Source organism: Caballeronia arvi (genome assembly GCF_001544695.2).
GTDB classification, from domain to species: Bacteria; Pseudomonadota; Gammaproteobacteria; order Burkholderiales; family Burkholderiaceae; genus Caballeronia; species Caballeronia arvi.
On sequence record NZ_FCOM02000021.1, the window covers coordinates 17,210 to 44,021 of the forward strand.

Annotated in this window: 29 protein-coding genes; 6 read left to right on the forward strand and 23 right to left on the reverse strand. The window is 61.9% G+C overall.

The window, feature by feature from the left end:
- The first annotated feature begins 25 nt into the window (after window positions 1-25).
- Both AWB74_RS22335 and AWB74_RS22340 read left to right on the forward strand, forming a co-directional pair.
- Window positions 26-775, forward strand: coding sequence for an electron transfer flavoprotein subunit beta/FixA family protein (locus tag AWB74_RS22335; RefSeq protein ID WP_061148907.1), 750 nt, complete (start codon window positions 26-28; stop codon window positions 773-775).
- Window positions 776-1,705: an electron transfer flavoprotein subunit alpha/FixB family protein gene (locus AWB74_RS22340; RefSeq protein ID WP_061148908.1), complete on the forward strand. Its 930-nt coding sequence runs from the start codon at window positions 776-778 to the stop codon at window positions 1,703-1,705.
- Between the two features lie 323 nt (window positions 1,706-2,028).
- Here AWB74_RS22340 and AWB74_RS22345 read toward each other — a convergent pair whose 3' ends face one another.
- The 7 genes from AWB74_RS22345 to AWB74_RS22375 form a co-directional block, all read right to left on the reverse strand.
- Window positions 2,029-2,514, reverse strand: coding sequence for a DUF4952 domain-containing protein (locus tag AWB74_RS22345; protein WP_143749298.1), 486 nt, complete (start codon window positions 2,512-2,514; stop codon window positions 2,029-2,031).
- On the reverse strand, window positions 2,511-3,275 hold the full coding sequence (locus AWB74_RS22350; protein WP_061148910.1) for a hypothetical protein: 765 nt from the start codon (window positions 3,273-3,275) through the stop codon (window positions 2,511-2,513). Before AWB74_RS22350 ends, AWB74_RS22345 begins: the two co-directional genes overlap by 4 nt.
- A 2-nt stretch (window positions 3,276-3,277) precedes the next feature.
- Window positions 3,278-3,844 (reverse strand): PAAR domain-containing protein, encoded by a 567-nt coding sequence (locus AWB74_RS22355; RefSeq protein WP_061148911.1) that lies wholly within the window; start codon window positions 3,842-3,844, stop codon window positions 3,278-3,280.
- Window positions 3,845-3,848: 4 nt separating this feature from the next.
- The gene (locus tag AWB74_RS22360) at window positions 3,849-4,388 is read right to left on the reverse strand and encodes a PAAR domain-containing protein (protein WP_061148912.1); all 540 of its coding nucleotides are present in this window, start codon (window positions 4,386-4,388) and stop codon (window positions 3,849-3,851) included.
- Between the two features lie 18 nt (window positions 4,389-4,406).
- Window positions 4,407-5,060 carry a PAAR domain-containing protein gene (locus AWB74_RS22365; protein ID WP_061148913.1) on the reverse strand — a complete coding sequence of 218 codons (654 nt, stop codon included), beginning with the start codon at window positions 5,058-5,060 and terminating at the stop codon, window positions 4,407-4,409.
- Between the two features lie 152 nt (window positions 5,061-5,212).
- Window positions 5,213-5,449 carry a hypothetical protein gene (locus AWB74_RS22370; RefSeq protein WP_061148914.1) on the reverse strand — a complete coding sequence of 79 codons (237 nt, stop codon included), beginning with the start codon at window positions 5,447-5,449 and terminating at the stop codon, window positions 5,213-5,215.
- Window positions 5,446-5,739: a hypothetical protein gene (locus AWB74_RS22375; protein WP_061148915.1), complete on the reverse strand. Its 294-nt coding sequence runs from the start codon at window positions 5,737-5,739 to the stop codon at window positions 5,446-5,448. The genes AWB74_RS22370 and AWB74_RS22375 overlap by 4 nt, the downstream gene beginning before the upstream one ends.
- Before the next feature lie 32 nt (window positions 5,740-5,771).
- Between AWB74_RS22375 and AWB74_RS22380 the strand changes: the two genes are divergently transcribed.
- Window positions 5,772-6,413, forward strand: coding sequence for a hypothetical protein (locus AWB74_RS22380; protein WP_143749299.1), 642 nt, complete (start codon window positions 5,772-5,774; stop codon window positions 6,411-6,413).
- A gap of 224 nt (window positions 6,414-6,637) precedes the next feature.
- Here the strand turns inward: AWB74_RS22380 and hutG are convergent, their stop codons facing one another.
- From hutG to AWB74_RS22465, 16 genes are all read right to left on the reverse strand, one after another.
- Entirely contained in the window at window positions 6,638-7,441 is an 804-nt protein-coding gene (gene hutG, locus AWB74_RS22385) for an N-formylglutamate deformylase (RefSeq protein ID WP_061148917.1), read from the reverse strand.
- Window positions 7,438-8,610, reverse strand: coding sequence for an alpha-hydroxy acid oxidase (locus tag AWB74_RS22390; protein ID WP_061148918.1), 1,173 nt, complete (start codon window positions 8,608-8,610; stop codon window positions 7,438-7,440). Before AWB74_RS22390 ends, hutG begins: the two co-directional genes overlap by 4 nt.
- Window positions 8,611-8,619: 9 nt before the next feature.
- Window positions 8,620-10,050: an FAD-binding oxidoreductase gene (locus AWB74_RS22395; protein ID WP_061148969.1), complete on the reverse strand. Its 1,431-nt coding sequence runs from the start codon at window positions 10,048-10,050 to the stop codon at window positions 8,620-8,622.
- An 8-nt stretch (window positions 10,051-10,058) separates the two neighbouring features.
- Window positions 10,059-11,150: an ABC transporter ATP-binding protein gene (locus tag AWB74_RS22400; RefSeq protein WP_235024653.1), complete on the reverse strand. Its 1,092-nt coding sequence runs from the start codon at window positions 11,148-11,150 to the stop codon at window positions 10,059-10,061.
- 68 nt (window positions 11,151-11,218) lie between these two features.
- Window positions 11,219-12,067, reverse strand: coding sequence for an ABC transporter permease (locus AWB74_RS22405; protein WP_061148919.1), 849 nt, complete (start codon window positions 12,065-12,067; stop codon window positions 11,219-11,221).
- On the reverse strand, window positions 12,064-12,900 hold the full coding sequence (locus AWB74_RS22410) for an ABC transporter permease (protein WP_061148920.1): 837 nt from the start codon (window positions 12,898-12,900) through the stop codon (window positions 12,064-12,066). The genes AWB74_RS22405 and AWB74_RS22410 overlap by 4 nt, the downstream gene beginning before the upstream one ends.
- A 33-nt stretch (window positions 12,901-12,933) precedes the next feature.
- Complete coding sequence (locus tag AWB74_RS22415) at window positions 12,934-14,004, reverse strand: ABC transporter substrate-binding protein (protein ID WP_061148921.1); 1,071 nt, start codon at window positions 14,002-14,004, stop codon at window positions 12,934-12,936.
- Between the two features lie 18 nt (window positions 14,005-14,022).
- Complete coding sequence (dapA, locus tag AWB74_RS22420; protein ID WP_061148922.1) at window positions 14,023-14,919, reverse strand: 4-hydroxy-tetrahydrodipicolinate synthase; 897 nt, start codon at window positions 14,917-14,919, stop codon at window positions 14,023-14,025.
- A 385-nt stretch (window positions 14,920-15,304) separates the two neighbouring features.
- Window positions 15,305-16,912, reverse strand: a complete 1,608-nt coding sequence (gene pruA, locus AWB74_RS22430) for an L-glutamate gamma-semialdehyde dehydrogenase (protein WP_407642457.1) — start codon at window positions 16,910-16,912, stop codon at window positions 15,305-15,307.
- Window positions 16,913-17,066: 154 nt separating this feature from the next.
- On the reverse strand, window positions 17,067-18,068 hold the full coding sequence (locus tag AWB74_RS22435; protein ID WP_061148925.1) for a LysR family transcriptional regulator: 1,002 nt from the start codon (window positions 18,066-18,068) through the stop codon (window positions 17,067-17,069).
- A 73-nt stretch (window positions 18,069-18,141) separates the two neighbouring features.
- Complete coding sequence (locus AWB74_RS22440; protein ID WP_061148926.1) at window positions 18,142-18,975, reverse strand: N-formylglutamate amidohydrolase; 834 nt, start codon at window positions 18,973-18,975, stop codon at window positions 18,142-18,144.
- Between the two features lie 113 nt (window positions 18,976-19,088).
- Window positions 19,089-20,543: an aldehyde dehydrogenase family protein gene (locus AWB74_RS22445; protein WP_061148927.1), complete on the reverse strand. Its 1,455-nt coding sequence runs from the start codon at window positions 20,541-20,543 to the stop codon at window positions 19,089-19,091.
- Entirely contained in the window at window positions 20,540-21,949 is a 1,410-nt protein-coding gene (locus AWB74_RS22450; RefSeq protein ID WP_061148928.1) for an NAD(P)/FAD-dependent oxidoreductase, read from the reverse strand. The genes AWB74_RS22445 and AWB74_RS22450 overlap by 4 nt, the downstream gene beginning before the upstream one ends.
- A complete protein-coding gene (locus AWB74_RS22455) occupies window positions 21,946-22,242 on the reverse strand; it encodes a (2Fe-2S)-binding protein (protein ID WP_061148929.1) in 297 nt (98 codons plus the stop codon). The genes AWB74_RS22450 and AWB74_RS22455 overlap by 4 nt, the downstream gene beginning before the upstream one ends.
- Window positions 22,220-23,341: an NAD(P)/FAD-dependent oxidoreductase gene (locus AWB74_RS22460; RefSeq protein WP_061148930.1), complete on the reverse strand. Its 1,122-nt coding sequence runs from the start codon at window positions 23,339-23,341 to the stop codon at window positions 22,220-22,222. Before AWB74_RS22460 ends, AWB74_RS22455 begins: the two co-directional genes overlap by 23 nt.
- Window positions 23,338-24,075: a GntR family transcriptional regulator gene (locus AWB74_RS22465; protein WP_061148931.1), complete on the reverse strand. Its 738-nt coding sequence runs from the start codon at window positions 24,073-24,075 to the stop codon at window positions 23,338-23,340. Before AWB74_RS22465 ends, AWB74_RS22460 begins: the two co-directional genes overlap by 4 nt.
- Before the next feature lie 160 nt (window positions 24,076-24,235).
- Between AWB74_RS22465 and AWB74_RS22470 the strand changes: the two genes are divergently transcribed.
- From AWB74_RS22470 to AWB74_RS22480, 3 genes are all read left to right on the forward strand, one after another.
- Window positions 24,236-25,147, forward strand: a complete 912-nt coding sequence (locus AWB74_RS22470) for a dihydrodipicolinate synthase family protein (RefSeq protein WP_061148932.1) — start codon at window positions 24,236-24,238, stop codon at window positions 25,145-25,147.
- Between the two features lie 64 nt (window positions 25,148-25,211).
- Complete coding sequence (locus AWB74_RS22475; RefSeq protein WP_160110306.1) at window positions 25,212-26,054, forward strand: transporter substrate-binding domain-containing protein; 843 nt, start codon at window positions 25,212-25,214, stop codon at window positions 26,052-26,054.
- Window positions 26,055-26,149: 95 nt separating this feature from the next.
- Window positions 26,150-26,812: an amino acid ABC transporter permease gene (locus AWB74_RS22480; RefSeq protein ID WP_061148934.1), complete on the forward strand. Its 663-nt coding sequence runs from the start codon at window positions 26,150-26,152 to the stop codon at window positions 26,810-26,812.

The following is a 26,812-nucleotide window of genomic DNA, read 5'->3' on the forward strand; positions in this document are numbered from 1 at the left end:
TCAACGAAACTTCAGGAATCGACAGATGAAGATAATGACCGCAGTGAAACGCGTCGTTGACTACAACGTCAAGGTGCGCGTGAAGTCGGACCAGAGCGGCGTGGATATCGGCAACGTGAAGATGTCGATGAACCCGTTCGACGAAATCGCCACCGAAGCCGCCGTGCGCCTCAAGGAAGCCGGCACGGCGAGCGAAGTGATCGCGGTATCGTGCGGGCTCGCGCAGAGCCAGGAAACGCTGCGCACGGCGCTTGCGATCGGCGCGGATCGCGGCGTGCTCGTCGAAACCGATGCCGAGCTTCAACCGCTCGCCGTGGCCAAGCTGCTGAAGGCGGTCATCGATAAAGAGCAACCGCAACTCGTGATTCTCGGCAAGCAGGCCATCGACGACGATGCCGGCCAGACCGGCCAGATGCTCGCCGCCCTGCTCGACTGGCCGCAGGCGACCTTCGCGAGCCACATCGAAATCGGCGATGACAAAGCGACCGTCATGCGCGAAGTCGATGGCGGTCTCGAAGTGATAACGCTGAAGCTGCCCGCGATCGTCACGACCGATCTGCGCCTGAACGAGCCGCGCTACGTGACGCTGCCGAACATCATGAAGGCGAAGAAGAAGCCGATCGAGACGGTCAGGCCCGCCGATCTGAACGTCGATCCCGCGCCGCGCCTGAAGACGCTTAAGGTCGTCGAGCCGCCGGTGCGCAAGGCGGGCGTCATGGTGCCGAATGTCGCGGCGCTGGTCGAGAAACTCAAAACCGAAGCGAAGGTGATCTGAATGACGACACTCATCATTGCCGAACACGACAATGCATGGTTGAAAAACGCGACGCTGCATACGATCGCGGCGGCCAGCCAGCTTGCGAACGGCGTGCATGTGCTCATCGCGGGAAGCGGTGCGCGTGCCGTCGCAGAAGCCGCCGCGCAGATCGCGGGCGTCGAGCAAGTCCTGCTCGCCGATGCGCCGCATCTCGCCGATGGGCTCGCTGAAAACGTCGCGGCGCAGGTCGTCGCGCTGGCGAAGGATTACACGCACGTCTTTTTCCCGGCGACGGCCGCGGGCAAGAACATTGCGCCGCGCGTGGCGGCGAAGCTGAATGCATCGCAGATTTCGGACGTGATCGCGATCGATTCCGCCGACACGTTTCAACGCCCGATCTACGCGGGCAACGCGATCGCCACGGTGCAATCGGGCGATGCGGTGATAGTCGCGACCATCCGCACGACGGCGTTCGATGCGGCGCCATCGACGGGCGGCAATGCGTCGATCACCGATGTTCAAGCGGCTGCCGATACGGGGCTGTCGAGCTTCGTGCGCCGCGAGATTGCGAAGAGCGATCGGCCGGAGTTGACTGCGGCGCGCGTCGTCGTGTCGGGCGGACGCGGGCTCGGCAGCGCGGAGAATTTCGCATTGCTCGATCCGCTCGCGGAGAAACTGGGCGCGGCAGTCGGCGCATCACGCGCGGCGGTCGATTCGGGCTATGCGGCGAACGATTTGCAAGTCGGGCAAACGGGCAAGATCGTCGCGCCGGAGTTGTATGTCGCAGTGGGCATCTCGGGCGCCATTCAGCATCTCGCGGGGATGAAGGATTCGAAGGTGATCGTCGCGATCAACAAGGATGCCGATGCGCCGATTTTCGGGGTCGCGGATTATGGGCTCGTCGGGGACTTGTTCGAGGTCGTGCCGGAGTTGGGGGAGGTGTTGTGAGTGGGTGAATGGAGATGGGCCGCCGGCGCGTTGTCTGCATGGGGCGGCCTATCCTTCTTTTCCGCGACAGAGCGAGGAATCGTCATGAACGGTGTCGCTACGCTTGTCGGCCCGCGCTGTTCAGCGCGATGGATGCATCACTAGCGCCGTGACGCCTCCACGATTTTTTGAGTTTTCCCCCTATCACCCATCAGTCACCTGAACTCCATTCCACCTCGACGGCGACGGAGTTTTTCACAATCAGGACGAGTTTCGATCATGGCGCTTAGTAACCTTCTAAAGTCACGATCAACTGTTGCTTCGGCTTGCTGTCGGTCACTGCGTCAGGGTATATCAAGATAATGCGAGACGGTCAAAGTTGCATAGGGTATCTTCGCGAAGTCTTTCTTCTGATTCACCATATGACCGTCGATGTATGCTTCCGCGAACATGTTGACCTCGAAGTGCGATCCGCGCTTGTCTTTGTAGTAGCCCCGTGGCGCGTCCCACTGGCAGCACGAGAACCGAAGGTTCTCCCACTCTGCCCAAGTGGCCAGCCACGCATCGACCTTCTCGATGTCCTTCCCTTGGACACGGTAAGTCGCCTCGAAGCCCGGCACTTTAGGTTCGTCCGAAACGACAGACTTGCAGCCGATGAACGTCACATCGGGACGCGCATGACCAATCTCTTTAAGGTAATCGCCGCATGCAAGCGGCGGCTCTGCGGTAACGGCCGATGCAGCACTAGGCATTGTCCGAACGTCTGCTGCGCTGTCCGCTGAGGCTATCGACAACAGACAAGACAGGCTGAGAATTGCCAGTCGTTTCACTTAGTCACCTCTAATAGAGCTACATACTTTCCATCGGTATTAGGGAGCCGATGCGAAATCAGGAAGTTATAGACCGTGTTCCACCGATGGATGTCATAAACCGTCACGCAGCCATCCGACAAGTGCCCGATATGAACGTATCGCGACGAGTTACCCGCTCCGCTCTGTAACTCTATAGGAAACCAAACATCATTCGCCTTTATCTTTCCGGGATATGTGTTGCGATAGCCTTCAGTAGATGTTTTGGCGTGAGAGTAGTCAGGCGCCATGATTCGATAAGTGCCCTGTGGGATGGGGGTGAAGGTGCTATCCCAGGCGCTGTTAAGCGTTACAGTGATGTCCTGATCACCAACCGTCAGTGCGGCCCACTGCTGAAGACGACGCCCCTTAATAGGCGAGTTCTCCTCGCTCATGCGGCCATACCGTACTCTAAGAGTTTCGGTCGATTGCGTGCTGGGTGTTTTTTGCAGGTATTCTTTCGCTGCCTTGCTGTTCATCGATACAACCTCACCCTTTGCGATACCCCCGTCCAGTACTTGGAAGTATGTCCGGTCACCTTCATCTTTAACCAGTGCGACCTTTGTGTATTCGCAAAGGCTTTTTCTCTTACCTGTAGATTCCAGACGCACATCCACCCAACCGTGGGTGTCCTCAGGCAATCGGATATAGCGAATATCGACGGTTACGTGATGTCTACTATCTGGGTTAGGGTTCGTAGTCGTGCGACGGTTTTTAATGTAATCAACGTAGGAATCAGCCATCTTTAGACTACCAGTTCAATGTCCATGTAAATCGGTTTGTTCGAAGAGACGCGCGTGGTTTCACCCTTGGCGTTCGAGACGCCTTCGTAGATGTCGCCCGCCTCAGTCGTGATGCGGTATCGCAGACCCGCAATCGGGTTGCCTCTCTCATCCTGCAAGACAATCAGTTCGTCGTAGCTTTGCGCGGGCGATGGCGCTGAGGCTGACGCAAGATTTTGTGCGACCGATGAGGTTCGCGGCGAGTTGGGTGTATCGAAGACGATCCAATCCGTCCCATAGGCGGCGATGATCGCCGGTTTGGTGTCGCAGTTGCATACCACACGGTCGCCGCCGACCGCCTGAAACTGACCGCCCTCGTACAAGCGAGCGCCGAGGTCACAAGGCGCTCCGCAGATGATGCGTCCAACCGTTTTGCATACCCCGCAATAGGCGTTATCGCCAATCATCGACATGCGACGAAGGCGTCCCTTGTCGTCTTTGATAAGGTTGGTGCTGCTCCCGGCCATTACGTAACTGTCCGTGCTCCCGGTGAGTCGATCACCTTCCACTGCTGAAAAGAACTGTCCCATCGCACTACACCATAAGCTCGACAACAATACCTATCCGGCTATCCGCATACACACGTTGCGTCGCACCCTGCGAATCCGTGACGCCTTCGAAGACTCGCCCATCGTCCACAGTGAGCTTGTAGCGAAGCCCCGCGACGGGGTTTCCTCCCTCGTCGCGCAGAACGATTAGCTCGTCATAGGACAGGTCCTTGCCCGCCGACGACCTGCTCGGGCCACTACGCCGTTCGACATGTGTGCCGGCATCAGACGTGAAGCTCTGCCACATACGGCGCTCGGCATAGAACACCGGAGGCGGACTGCACCCGCAGATATTCACGTCTCCGCTAAGCGCCCACTGCCTCCCGTTAGGCCCGGTTCCGGGGTGCCGCCGCCCGCGCGGCGCGATGTAGCCGGTTTGCTTACATGCCGAACAGTAGGTGCTCATGCCAAGCGTGGCGATATGAACGCGCGGCGGCGGATTTGAGCATGTGACGTTTTTGAGCCCTTGCGTAATGACGGCGCTGCCTGCGCGGTCACCCTCGGCTAACAATGCGCGCTTGAACATCCGATCGTGTTCCTTCGGTCAGGCAGTCGTCTCTTCTGCCACAATTTCAAACGTCCCCGAGCACGCGATACCTATGCGCTCAGGGCTGTCCGTGATGACATCCCCGTTGTCGAGGAGGCTGCCAACATAGGCCATCGGCTTGAACGTTGAACCGATCTTGAGTGCGAGGCCGGTGATGATTCGGGCGGTCGAACCATCCGGGTAATAAATGACGTTGCCGATTTCGCCGGCGTGCCCCAAGTCCTCTGTGTCCCACCAACCCGACGTTTCACGAAGGGCGCCGCCGCGCGCCGTCGTCGAACCACGCATCGCGAGTCTGAAGCGCGGCGGCTGAGGCGGCACGACATAAGATGGATCGAACAGGCCTTCAATGACTTCCCCTTCTTCGACGTGGATACCGTGTTCCTCCAGAAGCGACTTGGCGATGCGATCACCGTTGCTCAGGCTGCTACCGACCAGCGCGTAAGGCACGACCCCATTTGTCAGCGCATACCCTGCGCCGTCCGTGATGACGGCCTCGCTGCCATCCGAGTAGCTGACGATGTCTCCGACCAAGGCGACGCGCAATCCAAGTATCTTGCCTGCGCCCGAAGCTGTGGACACGAACCCGCCGCGTTCGGTACGTGAGCCGATCGAGGCAATCAGATAGGTCCTTTTGCCAGATGCTGTCATTTGTTTGTCCGTTGATGTAGTCATTAGAGGAAACAAACTAACTGATCGTGCAAACAGATACGAGGGATTGGCCCGTCAAGTTTTGTCAAGCTTGCTGATAGACGCATATGATTGTTTTAAGGCAAATGATATGCGTCTGTTGAATCAATCGCTCATGGCGATGCGTGCACAACTTGCAGGTTGAACGACATCATTGCTTGAGCACACGACACGGCACCAAGGTCGATGCCCTTGCCGTGCCGGTAGAGCAGCCACAAGCCGAACGCGCCGGGGTCAGGCTCTACGATGCGATCCTGCTGCCACGGTTGCAATGAACCTTGCTCCTCGATCGCACTGACAAGCCGCTCATTCTCGTTCGCCTGTGCGATCGCACGTTGCAGGACCGTCATGCCATCGAGGCAGCGGACAGTGATTGTCTGTTTCCTTTTTCGGCTCCATGTAGGCGGCTCGGATCGAGCAGTACCGGGTTATGAGGGATCCCTTCGATGAGTGCCGCGCGTGCGATGCGTGCGATGTTCGGCAGGCTGTTCGCTGTAGTGCTTCCCTCGGCGACCTTCACGATGAGCCGCATGACTTCACGCAATCGGCGATTGTCGTGTTCAAGGTGCGTGATTCTCACCACGCGCATGTTCGGGTTCGTGTCGATGATTCTTAGGTCTGCATGATCGCGTTGAGGCATAATTTTCTCCCCGTATGTCAGCAAGGAACACGATGGATTGGATAAAGTATTTGTGGGCCGCATTGGGTGGTGGTGTTTTCACCGTTGCCGCACTCGGCGCGCTCGGGGCCTTGTTTAAAGACGTATTCACGGCATGGATGACACGCCGCGTATCGCTTAGCCTCGATAAAAAGGCTGATCGATATAAGCATGAACTCGCTCGCGACATGGAGCACTACAAGGATGAGTTGAATCGCAGACAAAGCGTTGATCGGGTTAAGGCGGAAATTCGCAAGTCCGTTGCTGAAAGACTGCTTGATGCACGCCTTACCGCACTGCACGAAATCAATGCACAACTGAGCAGTTTTCCGTCATGGTTGGTGGCGGGGATGGCCAGAAATTTTCAACGAATGGAACGTATCGAAGAGTTGAGGACTAGGCTCGACGCATTCGTTCCAGCAATCCAAAGCAACGCGCTTTACTTCGATATCCAATTCGTGAGTGACTATCACGTTCTCCACCGGGCGCTTATCAATTATTCAATGGAATGGACCTCGGAAACAGTGCGTCCATTGAGCCATCCCGACGCGATAGCTATAAGCACAGTCACGGCTATGCTTAAGCAACGTATTGATCATATGCTCAAGGCACTGCCGAGCGAGCTTTCCGCTCTCATAGTGAGCGATGAGGTTTAGACGCCCCCTGCATCGCCCAACGTGAACATTATCCCGTTGTAATGGCAGATTTCTCCATCGACGCATCGCCTTGGTTTAAGTGAGTTAGCAAGCATACGAACGTAGCAGGAACGCGAAACCAGCCGCTGACAGAGAAAGGACAATCTCAACAAATTTTGACGGGTTCGTTTCGCGTTCTTTGAATTCTGGCGCGTGATTGCGCCGTAAAAGGCGCTTGTCGGATTTCAAAGCCCGATCAACCGCACCGCTTCAACCGCAGCCCCAACCATCCGCTCCACAACCGGCTGCACTTGCCCCGCAAGATCATCACGATACGCAAACGGCGCCGCCTCATTCATATACGTCGACTGGCACATCTCCAGTTGCACCGCATGAATACCGCGCTCCGGCTGCCCATAAGCGCGCGTGATATACCCGCCCTTGAAGCGTCCATTCGCGATCCACGTATAAGGCTGATCGCCAAGCGTCGCGGTGATCGCATCGAGCACCGCAGAATCGCAACTGGCGCCCGAGTTCGTGCCGATGTTCAGATCCGGCAGCTTGCCTTCGAACAAACGCGGCAACACGCTTGCGATCGAATGCGCCTCCCATAGCAGCACCGCGCCGAACTCGGCCTTCAGCCTGTCGAGCTCTTCACGCAGCTTCGCGTGATACGGCTTCCAGTACGTGTCCAGCCGATGCTGCGCGTCCGCACTTTCAGGTCCGCGGCCATTGCGATACAGCGGCGCACCGCGAAACGTTTCAGTCGGATACAGGCCGGTTGTCGTCTGGCCGGGATAAAGGCTCTCGCCGCTCGCCGGCCGGTTCAGATCGACGACGTAACGCGAAACCCGCGCGCCCAGCACCGATGCCCCGGCGCGCGCCGCGAAGGCATAGAGCGTGTCGAGATGCCAGTCGGTATCCGCGACGTCATCGGCGGCATCGGTCAGTTGCGCGCGAATATCGGCGGGAATCGTCGTGCCGAGATGGGGAATCGAAATCAGCAAGGGAATGCTGCCCCGCTGAAAATGAAATACATCGCCTGTCACAGGCTGTTCTCCGTGAGTGTCATTCGTTCTTTCAAGCGCGTGTCGATGAACGCCGCATCCAGCCCGTCGATGCGCGGACAGCCCAGCAACTGCATGCAGATTTCCAGTTCGCGTCGGAGCATGGCGAGAACATCGGCGGCGCCGTCGTGGCCGCGCACGGCGAGCCCGTACAGCGGCGCGCGTCCGAGCAGCACGCCTTCTGCGCCCAGCGCGACGGCCTTCGCGATATCGCTGCCGCGCCGCACGCCGCCATCGATCAGAACGTGCGCATGAGAAGGCGCGCTCGCGGCGACTTCCGCGAGTATGTCAAGCGCACTGCACACGCCGTCGAGCTGACGCCCGCCATGATTCGACAGCACGACGCCATCGGCATCGTGCGCGAAGGCGCGCCTGGCGTCGGCGGCGGTCTGAATCCCCTTGACGAGAATCTTGCCCTTCCAGTGACGGCGCAGCCACGCGATATCGCGCCAGTTCAGCGCGAGATCCATTTGCTTGTTCAGCGCGGCCGCCTGCTCCTCGATGCCCGGCCCGGTGCGCGCGCTCTTCGCGATGTTCACGAGCTGCGGCACGCCGTGCATGCCGACGGCGGCGGTCCATCGCGGATGCATGGCGATGTCGCGAATCAGCGCTGGCGTCCAGCGCAAAGGCAGCGTGAAACCCGTGCGCTTGTAGTGATCGCGCTGGCCGGTGACGGGCGTATCGACGGTCAATAGCAACGTCGAAAATCCGCACGCGCGTGCGCGGGCCATCATGTCTTCGGCGATCGCGCGATCGCGCTGCACGTAGAGCTGCAGCCACAGATCGCCGTCCGTTGCGGCGCGGACGTCTTCGATCAGACTCGTCGATGCCGTCGACAGCGCGAACGGCAAGCCCTGCGCATGCGCGGCTTTCGCGAGTGCCTCTTCCGCCCGAAAGCGGTACAGGCCATTCAATCCCGTAGGACCGACGACAGCCGGCCACGCGGCGCGCTGTCCCGCGAGCGTCGTGCGCGTCTCGATCGTCGATACATCGACGAGCACGCGCGGTGCAAACGAGATTTTCGCGAACGCATCGCGATTGCGGCGCAGCGTGAGTTGATCTTCGCTGCCGCCTTCGAGATAGCTGAAGGCGAAATCCGGCAGCCGGCGTTTCGCCGCCGCGCGATAGTCATCGACGTTGGAGAAAGGCATCGTTATCGCTCAGGCTGCGGGCAGTACGCGGCCGGGATTCATCGTGTCGCGCGGATCGAGCAGTTGCTTGATCTGACGCATCAGCGCGACTTCGCTTGCATTTTTATAGATCGACATTTCCGGCACATGCAGCGCGCCGATGCCGTGTTCCGCGCTGAATGTTCCGCCCATGCCCGCCGCGATGTCGTACAGCAGATGGCTCAGCTTCAGTTGCACGCCGCGCTTGTCTTCGACCGTCGCCCAGTAGGCATGCGTGAACATCGCGATGTAATGCAGGTTGCCGTCCCCCATATGACCGACGATCACCTGCACGGCCTGCGGATAATGCTTCGCCAGCGCCGCTTCCGCCTGTTCAACAAAATCAGGAATCCGATACGTCGGCACCGCAATATCGTGCGTCAGGCCCATGCCTTCGTGGCCGTTCGCTTCGGTGACGTTGTGGCGGATATGCCAGAGATCCGCGCGCTGCTGCCCGCTCGATGCGACGACCGCATCCTGCACCGCGCCGCCATCGAAGGAATCTTGCAGCGCTTCGGTCAGACGGTCCGTGAGCGCTTCGCTCGTGCCGGTCGCGCCCGCGAGCTCGACGAGCACCATCCATTTCGGCGTGGCATCGAACGGATTGCGCATGTTCACGCCATGACGCAGCGAAATCTCGAACTCGCTTTGCGAGATCAGTTCCAGCCCGACGAGCTCGCCCGGAAAGGCGGCTTGCAGTTTGAGACCTTCATCGACGGCGGCCTGAACCGATTCGAAACCGAGCACGGCGGTGGCCATCGCGCGCGGCTTCGGAAACAGCTTGAGACTCGCGCGGGTGATGACGCCGAGCGTGCCTTCCGCGCCGACAAACAGGTTCTTCAGATCGTAGCCGCTGTTGTTCTTTCTCAGCGTGCGCAGGCCGTGCCACACGCGGCCATCGGCCAATACGACTTCAATGCCCAGCACCAGATCGCGCGTATTGCCGAAGCGCACGACGTTCGTGCCGCCTGCGTTGGTCGCGAGATTGCCGCCGATCTGACACGAGCCTTCCGCGCCGAGCGTCAGCGGGAACATGCGGTCTGCCGCGAGCGCCGCGTTCTGCACGTCGGTGAGAATGCAGCCGGCTTCGACGGTCATCGAGTTGTTATCCGCATTCACCTCGATGATGCGATTCATCCGCGCGAGATTCAGCAGGATGCTGTTGCCGCTCGCGTCCGGCACCGAGCCGCCGCATACGCTCGTGTTGCCGCCCTGCGGGAATACCTTGATGCCGTTGTCGTTGCAATAGGCGAGCGCATTCGATACATGTTCGACGCTGCGCGGAAACACCACGCACGCCGCCACGCCCGTATGACGCTTGCGCCAGTCGATGAGATGCGGCGCCATGTCGTGCGCATCGGTGAGCACGTTCTCCGGGCCGACGAGGCCCGCCATCGCATCGATGATGGATTGTCGATTCATCTTCGTCGTCATTTCCTGAGGACGACGCTGTCGCGTGCGAGCCAGCGGACGGTGAGCGTCTGACCGTGCGGCGCACGTTCCGCCGCGCGTGCGGAAATGCCTTTCACGAGCAGCGTGCCGCCCGTCGAAAGCTTCAATTCGAAACGCGTCATGCCGCCGATGAACGATGTCTGTGCGATCGTGCCCGAGCATACGTTCATGTCTTCACGCGCTGCGTCGTTGCCTTCGACGACTTCGATCTTTTCCGGACGCACCAGCACTTTCACACGCGAGCCGGTCACATGGCCTTCGTTGCTGCGCACCCTGAGCATCGAGCCATCATTGAGTTTGACGACGTTCGCGCCTTCGACAACACCTTCCAGCAGGTTCGATTCACCGACGAAATCCGCAACGAACTCGTTCACCGGCTCGAAGTACAGTTCATCCGGCGTCCCCAGTTGCGCGATGCGGCCGCCATTCATCAGACACACGCGGTCCGACAGATTCAGCGCTTCTTCCTGATCGTGCGTGACATAGACGAGCGTCGTGCCGAGATCGCGATGAAGCCGCTTGATTTCGCCCTGCAACTGGTCGCGCAGTTTCTTGTCGAGTGCGCCGAGCGGCTCGTCCATCAAAATGACGGACGGCGAATACACGATGCATCGCGCGATGCCGACGCGCTGTTGCTGCCCGCCCGACATCTCGCGCGGCTTGCGATGTTCGTAGCCGGTCAGCCCGACGCGCTCTAGCGCATTGCGCACGCGCTGCTGGATCTCCGACTTCGACACGCCGCGGATACGCAGCGGAAACGCGACGTTGTCGAACACGTTCAGATGCGGCAGCAACGCATAGTTCTGAAACACCATGCCAAGGCCGCGTTCGCGCGGCGGCACGGTCGAAACGTCTTTGCCGTCGAGCAGAATGGAGCCCGATGTCGGCGCGACCGCACCCGCGATGATGTTCAGGATCGTGCTCTTGCCCGAGCCGCTCGGCCCGAGCAGGCTCAGGAATTCGCCCTTGCGCACGGTGAGTTCGGTGCTGTGCAGCGCGACCGATGCGCCATAGCTCTTCGATATATCGCGAAAGACGATCATGTCTTCCTTCTTGTGTGTGCGGCTCATCGCCTGTGCACCTTGGACCGGGTTTGTGGACTCATCTACCAGAACATGTGACATTCTCTTCTCCGATCTTAGTGGGACGATTCAGGCGCCGCGGGCTGCAACATGGCGGACAGGCAGCAGAACACGAGCGACAGCCCCGTCAGCAACGCCGACACCGCTGCGATCACCGGCGAAATATCCCACTGGATGCTGCTGTACATCCGCACGGGCAGCGTGGTCGTCGTGGGGCTGGTGAGAAACCACGCGATCACCACTTCATCGAACGACACGAGGAACGCAAACAGCGCGCCCGCGAAAATCGACGGCTTCAACTGCGGCAACACCACTTTCAGGAACACGGTGCGGCGTTTCGCGCCCATGATCGTCGTGGCGAATTCGAGCGCCGGATCGAGCTTCTTCACGCCGGCCATCACGGTCATCATCATGAACGGCGTCACATACGCCACGTGACTCACGACGAGACCGATCGTCGTGCCCACCATCTGCAGGCGCGACAGATACAGATACAGTCCGAGCGACATCACGATCACGGGAACGAGGATCGGGCTCATCAAAAGCAGCATGACGAAGCGCTTGCCGGGAAACTCGAAGCGCACGAGCCCGTACGATGCCGGCACGCCGATCAGCACGGACGCGACCATCGTGAACATCGCCACTTTCAGGCTTTGCAGGATCGGCGCGACCCAGTTGCTCGACGTGAAAAGCTGGTGATACAACTCCAGCGACCACACGCGCGGCGGGAACGTCATCTCGCCATGACCGCCGAACGAGATCGGAATGACGATCAGCGTCGGCACGAGAATGAACGCATACACCAGGAACGCGACGACATTGCGCAGACGCGCATAACGACGCTCCTCTTTATCGATGACGACTTCCTTCGTGCGTGGAAGCGCTACTTGTGCAGTCGTGCTCATGCCATCACCTTTACCTTTGCGCCGCGCTTCTGGAAGCGGTCCGCGCCGAGCGCCGCGATCGTGACGATGCCCAGCAGAATCACGCCGATGGCCGACGCCATGTTCCAGTCCATCGTTTCGCGCGTGTAGAAATCGACGAGATTCGACATCATCGCGTCCTTGCGGCCGCCGAGCAGCGCGGGAATCACGAAGAAGCCCATCGACATGACGGTGGTGCTGAGAACCGCAGCGGCAACGCCTGGCATCGACAACGGCAGCGTGATGCGAAAGAAGATGCGCGGCGGCTTCGCGCCCATGATCTCCGATGCGCGATACAGCGACTTGTCGATCGCGAGCAGACTAGCCAGCACCGGAAACACGATGAACGGAATCAGGTAGTTGGTCATGCCCACCATCACGCCGACGCGATTGAAAAGCATCGGCAACTGGATGCGCGTATGGAACGCGAAGGACAAGAGCTGATTGACGAGACCGTCGCGGCCGAGCAGCACGGTGAACGCGTAGCTCTTCACGAGAATGCTGGTCCAGAACGGCACGAGCACGAGCACCATGTAGATGGCGCGCTTCCTGGGCGTCTGACGCGCGAGATGCATCGCGATCGGATAGCCGAGCAACAGGCTGCACAGCGACGCCATGATGCTGATCTCGAACGTCGACCACAGCGTGCGAAGAAACAACTCGCTTCCGAAAAGCCGCTGATACGCGGACAGCGTGAAATCGCCGCCCATCGTCACGCTCGTATAGACCACGTACGCGAGCGGGATGAACACCACGAAAAACAGAAACAACGTCGCTGGCCCGACATACAGCAATCCATCGTTGCGACCTTTCATCGAATCCTCCTGTCTCTTCCTCGTCCACCGTTCTTACGACAGCGCCCACTCCTTGAAGCGCAGCGTGATTTCGTCGTAGTGATCCGCCCACCACACGTCGTTGCTGATGAGATTGTTCTTGTTCGACGGGTCCGACATCCACTTGCGCACTTCGGGCTTCACCATCGTCAGCGCCTTCTTGCTGGCCGGCGTATTGCCGAGATGATTCATCAGCGCGGCCTGACGGTCAGGGCGCATCGCGAACTGCACGAACTTCATCGCGTTGGCCTTGTTCGGTGCGTTCTTCAGCACGACCAGATATTCGAGGCCCGTCAACGTCTGCTTGAACGAGAAGTTGATCGGCTTGCCCGCTTCCTGCGCGGCCTTCACGCGGGTCGAATACGTGTAGCTGAAATCGACCTGACCGGTTTCGACGAGCGTCACCGTTTGCGGCGTCTGGTCCACCCATTTGCCGATATTCGGCTTGATGCGGTTGAGCGCCCTGAATGCGCGATCGACGTCGAGCGGGTAGATCTTCTCCGGCGGTACGCCATCGGCGAGCAGCGCGATTTCGAGCGTCTCGCTCGCGCGATTGCGCAGCGTGCGCTGGCCGGGAAATTTCTTGACGTCGAAGTATTCGGCAAAGGTCTCCGGATGCTTGCCGTCGGGGAACTTGCTGTTGTCCCAGCAGATGCCGCCCGTGAAGCCGTAGAACGGCACGGCGTCGCGCGTCATCGGCGCGATGAGATCGCTCTTGTCGAAGAGCGCGGGATCGAGCGGTTCCCAGTAGCCGTTCTTCGAGCCGGTCATCGCCATCGGGCCGACGGCGTCGAACACGTCCCATTGCACGTTGTTGGTCATGACCTGCGCCTTGACCTTGGCGAGATCGGGCGTATCGACGAGCGTCACGTGCACGCCGAATTCCTTTTCGAAGGGCTTGGCGAGCGCTTCCTCGACGCCCTGATGATAGTTGCCGCCCCAGCTCACGACGGTGAGATTGCCGGCCGCCATCGCCTTGCGCGATGTGATGATCATCGGCGCTGCGACCGCGCTGGCGATGAGCGTCGTGCCGGCCGCCTGAAGGAATCGGCGGCGCGGCAGGAGGATTGCGTTATCGGATGACATGCGTGTGTCCTCTTCGGCTCAGTTTGCTTCGCGCGCGATGAACGCAGGCAACAGGTCCGCGAGACGCCGGCGCAGCGTTTCGGAGGCGGATTTGAGCGGCGGCAGCACGCCGCCGAATGCGAGGCCCTGCAGTTCCAGCGCGGCCTTGATCGGCGCGGGATTCGGCTCGGAAAAGACCGCATCGATGAGCGGGCGCAGCGTCGCATGCAGCGCGACGGCTTCCTGCAACTGACCGTTCATCGCGAGGTCGAGCACGCGCTTCCATTGACGCGGAATCAGATTCGAGCTGGAGATGATGCCGCCCACCGCGCCCATCGCCACATGCAGCGGCAGCACGTCTTCCTCGCCGCTCAAGATCGCCATCTTGTCCTTCGCGAGCTCGGCGGCGCGCATCTGCGTCGCGAGATCGGGATTGCATGCCTTGATGCCGACGACGCGCGTCATATCGGCGAGCTTGTCGACGGTTTCGAAATGCAGCGACACGCCCGTGCGATACGGAATCTCGTACAGGATGATGTCGGCATCGACGGAATCGGAAATGCGCTTGTAGTAATCGAGAATGCCTTCCTGCGTCGGGCGGAAGTAGTACGGCGTGACGACCATCAGCGCGCGGGCGCCGGCCTTCACGAAGGCCTTTGCGTTCGCGATGGCGTCGCCGAGACCGGGCGCCATCACGCCGGGAATCACCGGGACGCTGCCCGCGACTTCCAGCGACGTCTCCAGCACGCGCATGCGCTCTTCGAAGGCAATCGCCTGACATTCACCCGTGCCGCCGAGCGGCACGATGCCATCGGCGCCCGCTGCCACGAGATTGCGGATGTGCGCGACGAGCGGTTCCGGCCGGAACTTGCCCTCGGCGTCGAGCGGCGTCGGCACGGCGGTCAGAATGCCTGCATAAGGATGGTTATTGCTCATCTTTTTTCGTATTCCAGTGAAGTGATTCGTGCCGTCTTTTTTATCGATGGCCTTTGCATGACTTGTACCTTAAGAAGACAAAAATAAGGGGCCCCCGACCATCAGTGACGGTTACCCTCTGTATAAGGCTGCGTTATTCAAAGCCGTGTAACAGGCACGCAAACGATGTGCATGCGCCTGGCGGAATCAGGATTTTCCCGTAGAACGCGCATAAAGCTTTCAAGCATGTCACGTCAAAATGCGCGCGGCGATAACTTCGATCGCGCGCATTCGTATAAGCAGGGAAGATGAAGCGAGATTGTCGCGGGCGCGACTCGAAGAAGACATGCACGAGCGCGCGCAGAACACGCGCGCTCATGTTGCCGGTGATGCAGTCGATGCAGGATCAGGCGCCGAAGGTCCACTCGCGCGGCGGCAGATACGTTTCCTTCACCACGCGCGGCGAGGCCCAGCGCTGCAGGTTCAGATGCGAACCGGCCTTGTCATTCGTACCGCTCGCGCGGCCGCCGCCGAACGGCTGCTGGCCGATCATCGCGCCCGTGGGCTTGTCGTTCAGATACAGGTTGCCCGCCGCGTTCACGAGCACCTTCTCGGCGTGATGCAGCGCGAAGCGATCCGTGCAGAAGATCGATCCGGTCAGCGCGTACTGACTGGTCGAATCAATGAGTTCGAGCGTCTCGTTCCAGGCGTTGTCTTCGTAGACGAACACGGTCAGCACCGGGCCGAACAGCTCTTCCTGCATGAGGCTGTGCTTCGGATCGGAGACTTCGAGCACGGTCGGCTCGACGAAGTAGCCCGGCTCCGACCACGTCCTGCCGCCGGACACGAACTTGACCGCGGAGTCGTCCTTCGCCGCGGCGAGCACGCGCGAAAGCTTCTGATGCGAAGCCTGCGAGATCACCGCGCCCATGAACGTGTCGTGGTTCGCGACATCGCCGATCTTGAGCGTCGCGAGACGCTCGCGCATCTCCTGGCTGACCGCGCCCCACAAGCTGCGCGGGATATACGCGCGCGACGCGGCGCTGCACTTCTGTCCTTGATACTCGAACGCGCCGCGGATCAGCGCGATCGCCACTTCCGACGCATTCGCCGATGGGTGCGCGAGCACGAAGTCCTTGCCGCCCGTTTCGCCGACGAGGCGCGGAATCGTACGGAACGCGTCCACTCTGGACGCCACGTTCTTCCACAGCGACTGGAACACTGCCGACGAGCCGGTGAAGTGGATGCCAGCCAGATCCGGCGACGACAGCGCGACACGTGTTGTCAGCTCGGCATCGCCGGGAACGAAGTTGATGACGCCCGGCGGAAGACCCGCTTCTTCGAGCGCTTCGAAGAAGATCCAGTTGGCGAGCGCGGATTTCTCCGATGGCTTCCACAACACCGTGTTGCCCATGATCGCGGGCGCGGTCGTCAGATTGCCGCCGATGGCCGTGAAGTTGAACGGCGATACCGCGTAGACGAAGCCTTCGAGCGGACGCCAGTCCGTGCGGTTCACGGCGGTCGGGACCGACATCGGCTGCTCGGCGTGAACGCGCTGCGCGTTGTACGCATTGAAGCGCAGGAAGTCGATCAGCTCGCACGCCGCATCCGGCTCGGCCTGATCGACGGTCTTGCTCTGGCCGAGCATCGTCGCGGCGGTGATCGTCATGCGCTTGCGCGTCGCGATGATATCGGCGGCACGATGCAGGATCGTCGCGCGGCTCGCGTGCGTGAGATTCGCCCAGTCCTTCGCGACCGACTTGTTGCTGGCGATGGCTTCCTTGATCTGCGCTTCCGTGGGGCGATGGATGCGGGCCAGCAGGCGCTGCGTATCGTGCGGCGCGCGCACTTCGACGACATCGTTCGAAAAATAGCGCTTGCCGCCGATCACGGCCGGAATCTCGACGACGTCGCGTTGTCCGAGCGCGCGGCTCAATTCGGCCGCCGCCTCGCTGCCCGGTCGGAAGGAAACTTCGGGCTCGTTTTGCGGCAGCGGGAATTGTGGTCCTGACATCACGGTTGCTCCTTGGAAAGATCGTTGGCACGACCGGCGTGTCGAACCGCCGGTGCGATTGAAATCAAGCGTAGTGGCTGCAAAAACCGCCGCCAGTAATTCAACCCGACCTTATGCTTTGAATCGAATGGCGTTATGAAACCCCGCGGGTTTCTCAGTCTTCATCGGCCGGGCAGATTTCCTCGTGCGTGAGCTGCAATGCCTGCGCGATGTCGCGCGACACCTGGCGCTCGTACGCGCGCTTGAGCAGGTCGTGAAGCTCGGTCGGCAGATTGCCGAGCTCGTTCTCGCGATACGCCAGATAGAAGGACCGGCTCAGCCCCTGATACGCGCGCCCGTGCCGCGAGAACGACGACAGCGGAATCACGCGCACCTCCGGCACGAAATGGCGCGATTGCCACAGACACAGCGGCGTCGTGATCGCGAAGCCGAGACCGGCGGCGACGAGACTGAGCATCGGATCGGTGGCGTCGAATTCGCAGGTGCGCTCGATGTTTTCCGCGTTCGATGCGAGAAAGGCATCGACATGCTGGCCGATGACCGAGCGCGCGCTGTAGCGAATAAACTGAAGATGGCGGCTCAGCTCGGTGAGGGTCGTGAAGCGGTCGACCTCGAAGCTCTTCGGCAGCACCGCGAAGTACCGTTCGGAGAACAGCTTCCTGCGCCGGATGCCGGGCGCCTGCGAGAACCCGGTGGTCGTCACGGCCATGTCGAGCTGACGCGCTTCGAGCTGACCGTCGAGCGTCGGCGTGATGCCGGACCACAGTCGAATCTGATGCGACGTGCCGGACAGCGCCTTGATGATGATCGGACCGATGGTCGCCGCGAACGAATCCACGCAGCCGAGACGAACCACGACGCGCTTCGCCCGCGTGACGTTGCGCACGCTTTCGACCATCTGATCGGCGCCTTGCAGCAGAACGGTCGCGTGCTCGAACAGACGCTGTCCCGCCGCCGTGGGCCGCGCGGGCCGCGTGGCGCGGTCCAGCAGCGTGGTATCGAGAATGGCTTCCAGCGCCTTGATGCGCTGCGAAACGCCCGCTTGCGAGATGGCGAGCCGGTCGGCCGCATCCGATATGGAACCTGCCTCCACCACCGCTACCCAGCTCGCGAGCAGGTCCCAGTCCGGATATTGTTCAGGTGCGCTCTCTTTCATTGTTCGGCCGCGATGTGATAACCGAATTTAGCATACGGTCCCACTCTGTGAAAAAGCGTGCCGACGTGCGCGCTCAGGCGGCGGGGCGGTCGGCGACCAGAAAGGCATCGAAACGGGCGTCGGCGGGCGGCATGCTGTCGAGCGCGCGCGACAGCGCATCCAGCACGTCGCGCATCTCGCCGTCGTTGCCGTGCTCCGGCGACTCGAAGTCGTTGCGCCAGCGCCCCGCCACTTCGACTTCGATCACGTGGATGCCGTTCGCCGGCATGCCGTAGCGTTGCGCGGCGAAAACGTCGGCGAGCTTGCCGTTGACCACCCACGAGCGCCCGAGGCCCTGCACGGCCTCGGTCAGCGCCGACACCAGCCGCCGGTCGCACGATGCGCCCTGATGCGTGCCCGCGTTGCAGTCGGTCGTGCCCGAATGCGTGCGGTACGGCGACAGCCACGAACTCGCGTGCGAGGTCAGCAGCAGAACGTTGCCGTGCATCTCGCGCAAGCGGAGCAGCTCGGCGGTCAGCGCCGCGTGAAACGGCCGCCAGTAGTGCTCCACGCGCGCCTCGACGTCCGCCTCGCTGGGCTCGAAGCCGGGCGCATAGAGCGCCTCGCCGCGCGACGTGTGCGTGCGGCACAGGCCGGTGCGGTTCAACCGCTGCGACAGCGGGCGGCTGTCCAGCGCCACGTTGAAATCGATGACGCACGGATGAACCGCCGCCGCGATCGTCGTCACGTCCCGTTCACGCGCCGCCGCGAGCAATGCGACGCCCGCGGGATCGGACAGACGCCCGTCGATGGGCTTCCACGTCTCGTGCGCCTTGAGGTCCGCCGGCACGATGACGCCCGTGTGCGGCGTCGCGACGAGAATCGGCGCGCCGCCGCGAATGACTTCTCCGTAAGCCGGCTTCTGCATGTGGAACCCTCCGATGTACGCACTGAGGGGACAAGATAGCCGGTCCGGCGCTGCGGCGACCCCGCCGCAAGCGTTGCTTCACTTTTGTATAAGCGGCAGTTACGTTGCGCTGGTCAGAGACGCGCCGTGACCGTCTTGACGTGGTAGTAGGCTTTCAATCCTTCCAGCCCCTTCTCCCTGCCGAAGCCGCTGTTCTTCGTACCGCCGAACGGCGTCTCGACACCGCCGGCGAAATACTGATTGATGAAGACCTGACCCGCGCTGAGATGCCGGCTGAAGCGCAGCGCCTTCGACACGTCCTTCGTGTAAATGCCGCCGACCAGTCCGAAAGGCGTGTCTTCCGCAAGCTCGCAGGCATGATCGAAATCGTCCGCGATCTGCACCGTCAGCACCGGCCCGAAGATTTCCTCCTGAACGGCCTGATTGCGCCGGTCGTGAGCCAGCAGCACGGTCGGCTCGTGGAACCATCCGGCAAGATTCGCCGGCCGCTTCACATTGCCGCCGATGAGCACCTCCGCGCCGCTCTTCCGGCTCTGCGCGACGATGTTCCCGACGCGCTGCAACTGCTCGTCCGACACCAGCGGGCCGATGTCCGGATCGTCGAGACCGCGGCCGTACGTGAAGTCGCCGATGCGCGCCTTCAGCTTCGCCAGGAAATCATCCGCGCAGGACTTCTCGATGACGAGCCGCGAGCCAGCCGAACAGACCTGGCCGGCGTTCATGAACGCGGCTTTCAGCGTGCCGGCGAGCGCTTCGTCGAGATTGGCGTCCGCCAACACGACGACCGGCGACTTGCCGCCCAGCTCCATCGTCACCGATGCGACATGGCCCGCCGCCGCACGCATCACGCTCTTGCCGGTTTCGACGGAGCCCGTGAACGTGACGTGCGCCACGTCGGGATGGTTGACGAGCGACGCGCCGGTCACATCGCCCGGGCCGCAGACCACATTCACCACGCCCGGCGGCACGCCCGCTTCGGTGAGGATGTCCGCGAGCACGAGCGCCGTCAGAGGCGTCTGTTCGGCCGGCTTGACGACGGCGGTGCAACCGGCCGCGAGCGCGGGCGCGAGACCTCGCGCCGTCGTGACCAGCGGGAAGTTCCACGGAATGATGTGCGCCGTCACGCCGACCGGCTCATGCAGCGTGAACGACACGAAATCGGGGCCGAGGGGAATGGTGTCGCCCTGGAGTTTGTCGGCGATCCCGGCGTAATACTCGAAATAGCGCGCCGATGTTTCGATGTCGCCTTTGGCCTCACGCAACGGCTTGCCGCTGTCCAGCGATTCGAGCGTGGCCAGACGTGCCGCATCATGGCGGATCAGTTGAGCGACGCGAAACAGCATGCGGCTGCGCTCGGCCGGCGTCACTTTCGCCCACGGGCCTTTGAGCGCGCGTTTCGCGGAGCGCACGGCGTCGGCCACGAGGTTCTCGTCGCTCACGGGCACATTGCACAGTACCGACGCCGATGCGGGGTCGTAGGTGGGCACCACATCGCCAGAAAGCGCGATGCGCTTGCCATCGATGAACGGGTTCAAAGGAAGACTGCCGAAATCAATGTGCTGGGTCATGACGTCTCTCGGGTGTGGATGAGGGCTTCATCGGGTTCGTGAGCGGGCCCCGCATCGGCGTCCGCCGCCAGATGCCGGAGCTGGATCGGTTTGAGCGGAGGCCGCGCGCGAGGCAGCGTCGACATGGCCTCCGGCGCGAGGTCGAGAATGTTCGCGAGCGCGGGCAGGCAGTTGCGTCCCTGACACCGCCCCATCCCGACGCGGCTCGACTTCTTCAACCGGTCGAGATCGCTGCCTTCAAAATTGGCGTCCTTCCGAAGGTCGGCGAGGGTGAGCTCTTCGCAACGGCAGACGATCGTGTCGTCAGTGGCGGAACACAAGCGCGCGGGCCGGCGGTAAGCCATGTTCAACTGGCGTCGGAAGATGTCGATCTTGCGATAGTCGCGCGCCAGTGCATGATCACTCTCGACGCCGAGAATCGCGTTGGCGGCGATCCGGCCCTCGCGCAGCGCCACTTCGACGCCGCCGATGCCGGCGCCATCGCCGATGGCGTAGACGTTCGGCACGCTCGTTTCGAGTGTCGACGAGCGGATCGGCACGATGCCGTTGAGGCCGGGATCGAACGTCGTGCGGCAACCCATCATCCGCGCCAGGTCGCTCGACGGCACGATGCCGTAGCCGAGCACGACGGTATCGACGTCGAACCATTCCTGCTCTTCGGCACGCGGCCGGCCGTCTGCGCCGATTGGCGCGATGGCCACTTTCTCGACCGCATCGCCTCCGCTCGCCTGCGCCACCATCCAGCCGGTTCTGAACCATGCGCCCGATCGCGCGATGCGCCGCCGATAATCGATCGCCGTGCGCAGCAGCTTCGGCGCGGCCCACGCGCTGGTCGCGAGCGCGCCGAGCAACTTCGCGCTGCGCTGCGCCTCGACCACGCCGACGACGCTGGCCCCGGCGGTCGCGAGCGTCGCGGCTGCCACGAGCACGAGCGGTCCGTTGCCGACCACCATCACGCGTCCGCCTGGCACGAGACCGTGCGCCTTCACCATGTTCAGCGCGCCGCCCGCCGAGATCACGTTCGGCAGCGTCCATCCGGTGAACGGGAACGGCTGATCCTGCGCCCCTTGCGCGATGACGAGCGCCGACCCGGTTACTCTTCCGCTCCCCGACGCGCCCGCATACGCGACGCTCAACGTCGCGAGCGAACCCCATACGGTCGCCGAACGCCGATACGACACATCGGGATGCGCCAGCACGCGCGCCAGTTCGTCGAATCGCGCCTTGTCCCTGAGCAGCGGCGCGTCCGGCTTCACCTGATAGCCGGGCGGCAACTGACGAAAATACTGGCCGCCGGCCTGCATGTTGTCGTCGAGGATGACGACCTTGCGCCCGCCCTGCACGAGTTGCCCGGCACACGCGAGCCCGGCGGGCCCCGCTCCGATTATGACGACAGGATCGCTCACTCGATGTCTCCGTCCGCGGCCTTGACCTGCATACCCGCCTTCACCGGATAGCCGCAGCCGCGCACGACGCCTTCGCCATCCACCTGCACCGCGCACTCCCAGCACAATCCCATGCCGCAGTAATAGCCGCGCGGTTCCGACCGGCGCCAGCCGATGCGGTGCGCGGCAATGCCCGCGCGCATCAAGGCCGACGCGATGCTCTCGCCCGGAAATGCGGTGAGGTCCTGGCCGTCGAAAGAAAATTCGATGGCCGGCCCCGCATCGATACCGTTAATCATGCGCACTTTCGACATACTCGAATCGCCTGGGATTGAAGAGATCGATGGGCCGCGATGTTTTGCCTGTCGCGATCAGTTCGCCGAGCAGCCGGCCGAAGAGCGGCCCGAGCGTGAAGCCGCCTCGCGCGCAGGCGCCGACGAACACGTCCGGATAGTCGCCGAGCCGCCCGAGATACGGCAGCGAATCCGGCGTCACGCCTTCGTAGCCCGCCCAGCTGCGCAGGATGTTGAGACACGCGAGCCCCGGCACGACGCGCACCGCGAGACGCAGGTTGTGAACGAGCTGGTCGTAATCGACTTCCTTGCGGCGGTCGTCGAGCGTGCCGATGCCCTGCCAGCCTCCGCCGATGAGACAGCTTCGGTTCGCCACCTGCTTGAGCGTCAGGATGCCGCGCGCGTGACTCGTCATTGCGCCGATGGTCGGCGGCGCGCTTTCGGTGACGGCGACCATGTTGACGTCGAGCGCGATCGGCAACGTCACGCCGAGCATGGCCGCGCACTGCGCCGACCACGCGCCCGCCGTGATGCCCAGCGTCCTGCTGCGGAACGCGCCGCGATCCGTTTCGACCTCGATGCCGTCGCGCCGCCGCACCGACGCGATTCGTGCATGCTCGACGATCCGCACGCCCGCGCCCGCGACTGCGGCACGCAACGCGGGACCGACCAGTGTCGGACTCGCATACCCGTCTTCAGGAGAAAACGTCGCCGCGACGACTTCGCGCGACAGCCACGGCGTTTCCGCACGCAGGTCGCCGCGGTCGAGCAGACGCACGTCGAGACCGGTGGCGCGCTGCGCCAGTGCGGACACACGCAGGCGCTCGGCTTCGACATCCGTCATGGCGATGCGGAAACCGCCGGCGCGCGATACGCCGACATCCGCGCCGAGCAGCTCCGCCATACGCGACCACATTTCCCACGACCAGCGCGCGTAGGGCACCAGTTCGAGCAGCTTGTTCTGCACGCCGAGCGAGCCGGCATTGACGGACGATGCCTCGCCCCAGAGCGCGGCGCGATCGATCAAGACCACTTGCCGGCCGGCTTCGGCCAGCGTCAGCGCGGCGAACTGGCCGAAGATGCCGCCGCCGATCAGGATGACGTCCGCGCGCGCGTTCATGCCGTCAGCCGGGCCTTGCGCCGGCGCGCTTCGGCGGCGGTCTGCCTGATATACATATGCAGCGCGATCTCGGAGGTGCTCAGGTCCGAGATGATGGCGGCCTTCAGTTGCTCGCTGTCGCGCACGCGTGCGCTTTCGAGAATATCGTCGTGATGTCCGTGATCCTCGCCGCCGTTCAGGATCGGGTACATGTAGCGCAGCGTCGGCCCGATGCGCAGCCATAAGCCTTCGACGATCTTGAGATGCACCGGAAGCCCGGCGCTACGGTAGATCCTGAAGTGGAACTCGGAGTTGTGCTTCAGCACGCTCTTGAAATCCTGCGCCTTCTTTGCCTTGAGAAAGGCCGCCTGCGTCTCTGCCAGATACTCGAGATCCGCCGCGGTCAGCCGGCTCGCAGCGGTTTCCGCGAGCGTGCCTTCCAGCCCGCGCCGAATGACGAAGATCTCTTCGATCTCCTCGACCGTCCGTGACGGCACGATGATCGCGTTGCGGTCCGTCGCCTGAAGTACGCCTTCGGAAATGAGCCGCAGCACGCCTTCCCGTGCGGGCGTCGCGCTGACATGCAGTTCCTCGGCCAGCCGGCGAATGCTGATGCGTTCTTCGGGCGCAAATGAGCCGGAGAGCACGGCTGCGCACAACTGCCGGTACACCTGCTCGGAGAGCGACTCTCCGCGCGCCGGGACTTCATACCCGGATTCGTTACGTTCGTTCGTGGTCACCGGTTCGTTCGCCATCGTGTGCTCGCAATATCAGGGCTGCTCGCGGAATATGCTATAGCATCTTGTAACATAACTCTCGCCGCCACTGGGGAAACCCCGTAATAAAAGGCCGTTGACATTGTTTTTAGCGGGAATATGCTATATCAAATTGTAACAAACCCAACGGAGAGCACTGATGCGAGACGCAAAATGGAACGGTGTATTCACTGCCCTGGCAACGCCCTATTCGCGCAACGGCAATATCGAATGGGGACAGCTTCGCGAGTTGATCGATGTGTTGTTGCAGGATGGCGTGAATGGCTTCGTCGTCGCGGGTAGCACGGGCGAGTACTACTCGCAGTCGGCCGACGAGCGCAAGGAACTGTTCCAGAACGTCAAGAAGCACGTCGGCGCCCGCGCGACGCTGATTGCCGGCACGTCCTCTTTGAATGCCACGGAAACGCTCTCGCTCACGGCAGAAGCCAAGAGTCTCGGGTACGACGGCTGCATGATCCTGCCCCCGGTCTACTGCCTGCCGACGCCGCCCGAAACGAAGCGTTACTTCGAACAGGTCGCCGAGGTCGGTCTGCCGATCATGATCTACAACAATCCGGCGCGCGTCGGCGTCGGCCTGTCTGCCGCACAGACCGCCGAGCTTGCCAGCATCCCCAATGTCGTCGCCTACAAGGAAAGCGCGCGCGATCTCTACGCGATCACCGAGACCTACTACGCGACGCGCGATCGTCTCGCGCACTTTGCCGGACTGGAACCGTATGCGAGCGCGCTGCTGTCGCGCGGCGCGAGCGGCATCGTCTCGACCATTTCGAATCTCGCTGCCCGTGAAGTGGTGAACTACTACAAGGCGTTTCGCGCGAACGACGCCGATGCGCTCGCGCGCAATCAGCAGGTCATCGATCAGCTCTATCACCTGCTGGCGCGCTCGGGTCTTTCGAGCTTCGCCTTCGTGAAGACGGCGATGTCCACGGTCGGCCGGCCGGGCGGCGTGACGCGCGCGCCGCACCTGATGGGCAGCGATGAACAGGCGAAGCAGATCGGCGAGGCTATCGTCCAGATCTATGCGCGCGCGGGCGTGCCTTTGCAACGCTAACCGCAACACGGGGGACGGGCGCGGTTCGCGCCCGGCATCGGAAACGCACAGCGAGGAGATCATGATGAAGCGCTGGTTATCGACGTCGTTTGCCATAGCCGTGGCATGCACGGGCGCCCTGCCCGTCCTGGCCCACGCAGACCCGGTCTGGGACCGGATCAAGAGTTCGGGACATCTCGTCTGCGGGGCCATTCCGAACGACCCCATCGGCTCGTGGGTCGATCCGAAAACAGGCAAGTGGGAAGGTTACGAGATCGAGCTTTGCCGAAGCATCGCGAGCGATCTGTCGACGACGATGGGCAAGAAGATCGAGCCCGAGTTTCACGAAACCGGCTGGAACACGGTCGTTCTGGATATCCAGTCCCAGAAGATCGATATCTGGCCGGGCATGAGTGCGACGCCCGAACGGAAAAATGCGCTGTCGATGGTCGGTCCCATCTACACGCTCGCGATGTGCGGGATGGTGCGCCCGAACTTCCAGACCAAGAGCACATGGGCGGACCTGAACCGCTCCGACGTGCGAATCGCGACGGTAACGGGCACCAGCGTGGAAACGGCCTTCAAGAAGACCGCCCCTGAGGCGACCCAGATCACACTGGCGGGCTATTCGGAAATCACGCTTGCCGTGCAATCGGGGCGGGCCGACATGATGGGCGCCGATGTCCTGCGCTGCCTGAACGTCGCCAAGAGTGCGCCCGCCGCATTCGGCGGGATCGTCTACCCGAAACCGATTCAATCGCTCGGTTCTTCCGCCGGCGTCCTGAAGAGCGCCGATCAGTTCACCGCCTGGCTGCAAAAATGGTCCGACGAGAAACGCAAATCCGGCGACATCAAGAAGATGTTCATGAGCGTGTTCGAGAAGACCGGTCTCGACCCGAGCAAGGTTCCTCCAGAGATACAGTTTTAATCCGGATCACTGAAGAAAAATCAGATTGATGTGCGTGGCCGGCCTCATCCGCCGGCCGATGGAATACAAATTCTCACTAGCTGGAAGAAGAGATAATGGGTTATCAATTCGACTGGTCGGTAGTCTGGAGTCCGTCGTTCTGGCTTCATGCCATCGGCATCACCATTGGATACGGCGTTGCAACGACGATCACGGGTTTGCTGCTCGGACTCGTTCTGGGCCTCGTGCTCATCAGTCGTTTCAGCATCGGGCGGCAGATCGTCAACTTGTTCATCGGCGTGTTCCGGTGCACGCCCGCACTCATTCAGATCGTCTGGTTCTACTATGCCCTGCCGATGGCCCTCGGCATCAATCTGCCGCCGTGGCTCGCGGCAGGCGCCGGTCTGACGCTCTACATGGCCGCATTTTCCGCGGAAATCTTTCGCGGCGGCATCGAATCGATCGAGCGCGGCCAGTGGAACGCTTGCCGCTCTCTGTGCATGTCGCGGCGCGAGACCATGTTCCATGTGATCTTGCCGCAGACCTTCAGACGCATGGCGCCCGCCATCGTCAACCAATCGATCATCCAGTTCAAGAATACGGCGCTGCTTTCGATCGTCTCGGTGCACGACATCATGTTCGCGGCCAATTCGCTGACATCGACCACGTACCGTCCGCTCGAAGTGTTCACCTTCTCCGCGCTCCTGTACATCGCCATCATCTGGCCGATTGCCACGATGTCCCGGCAATTCGAGCGCCATTTCGATTTCAAGAAGTAG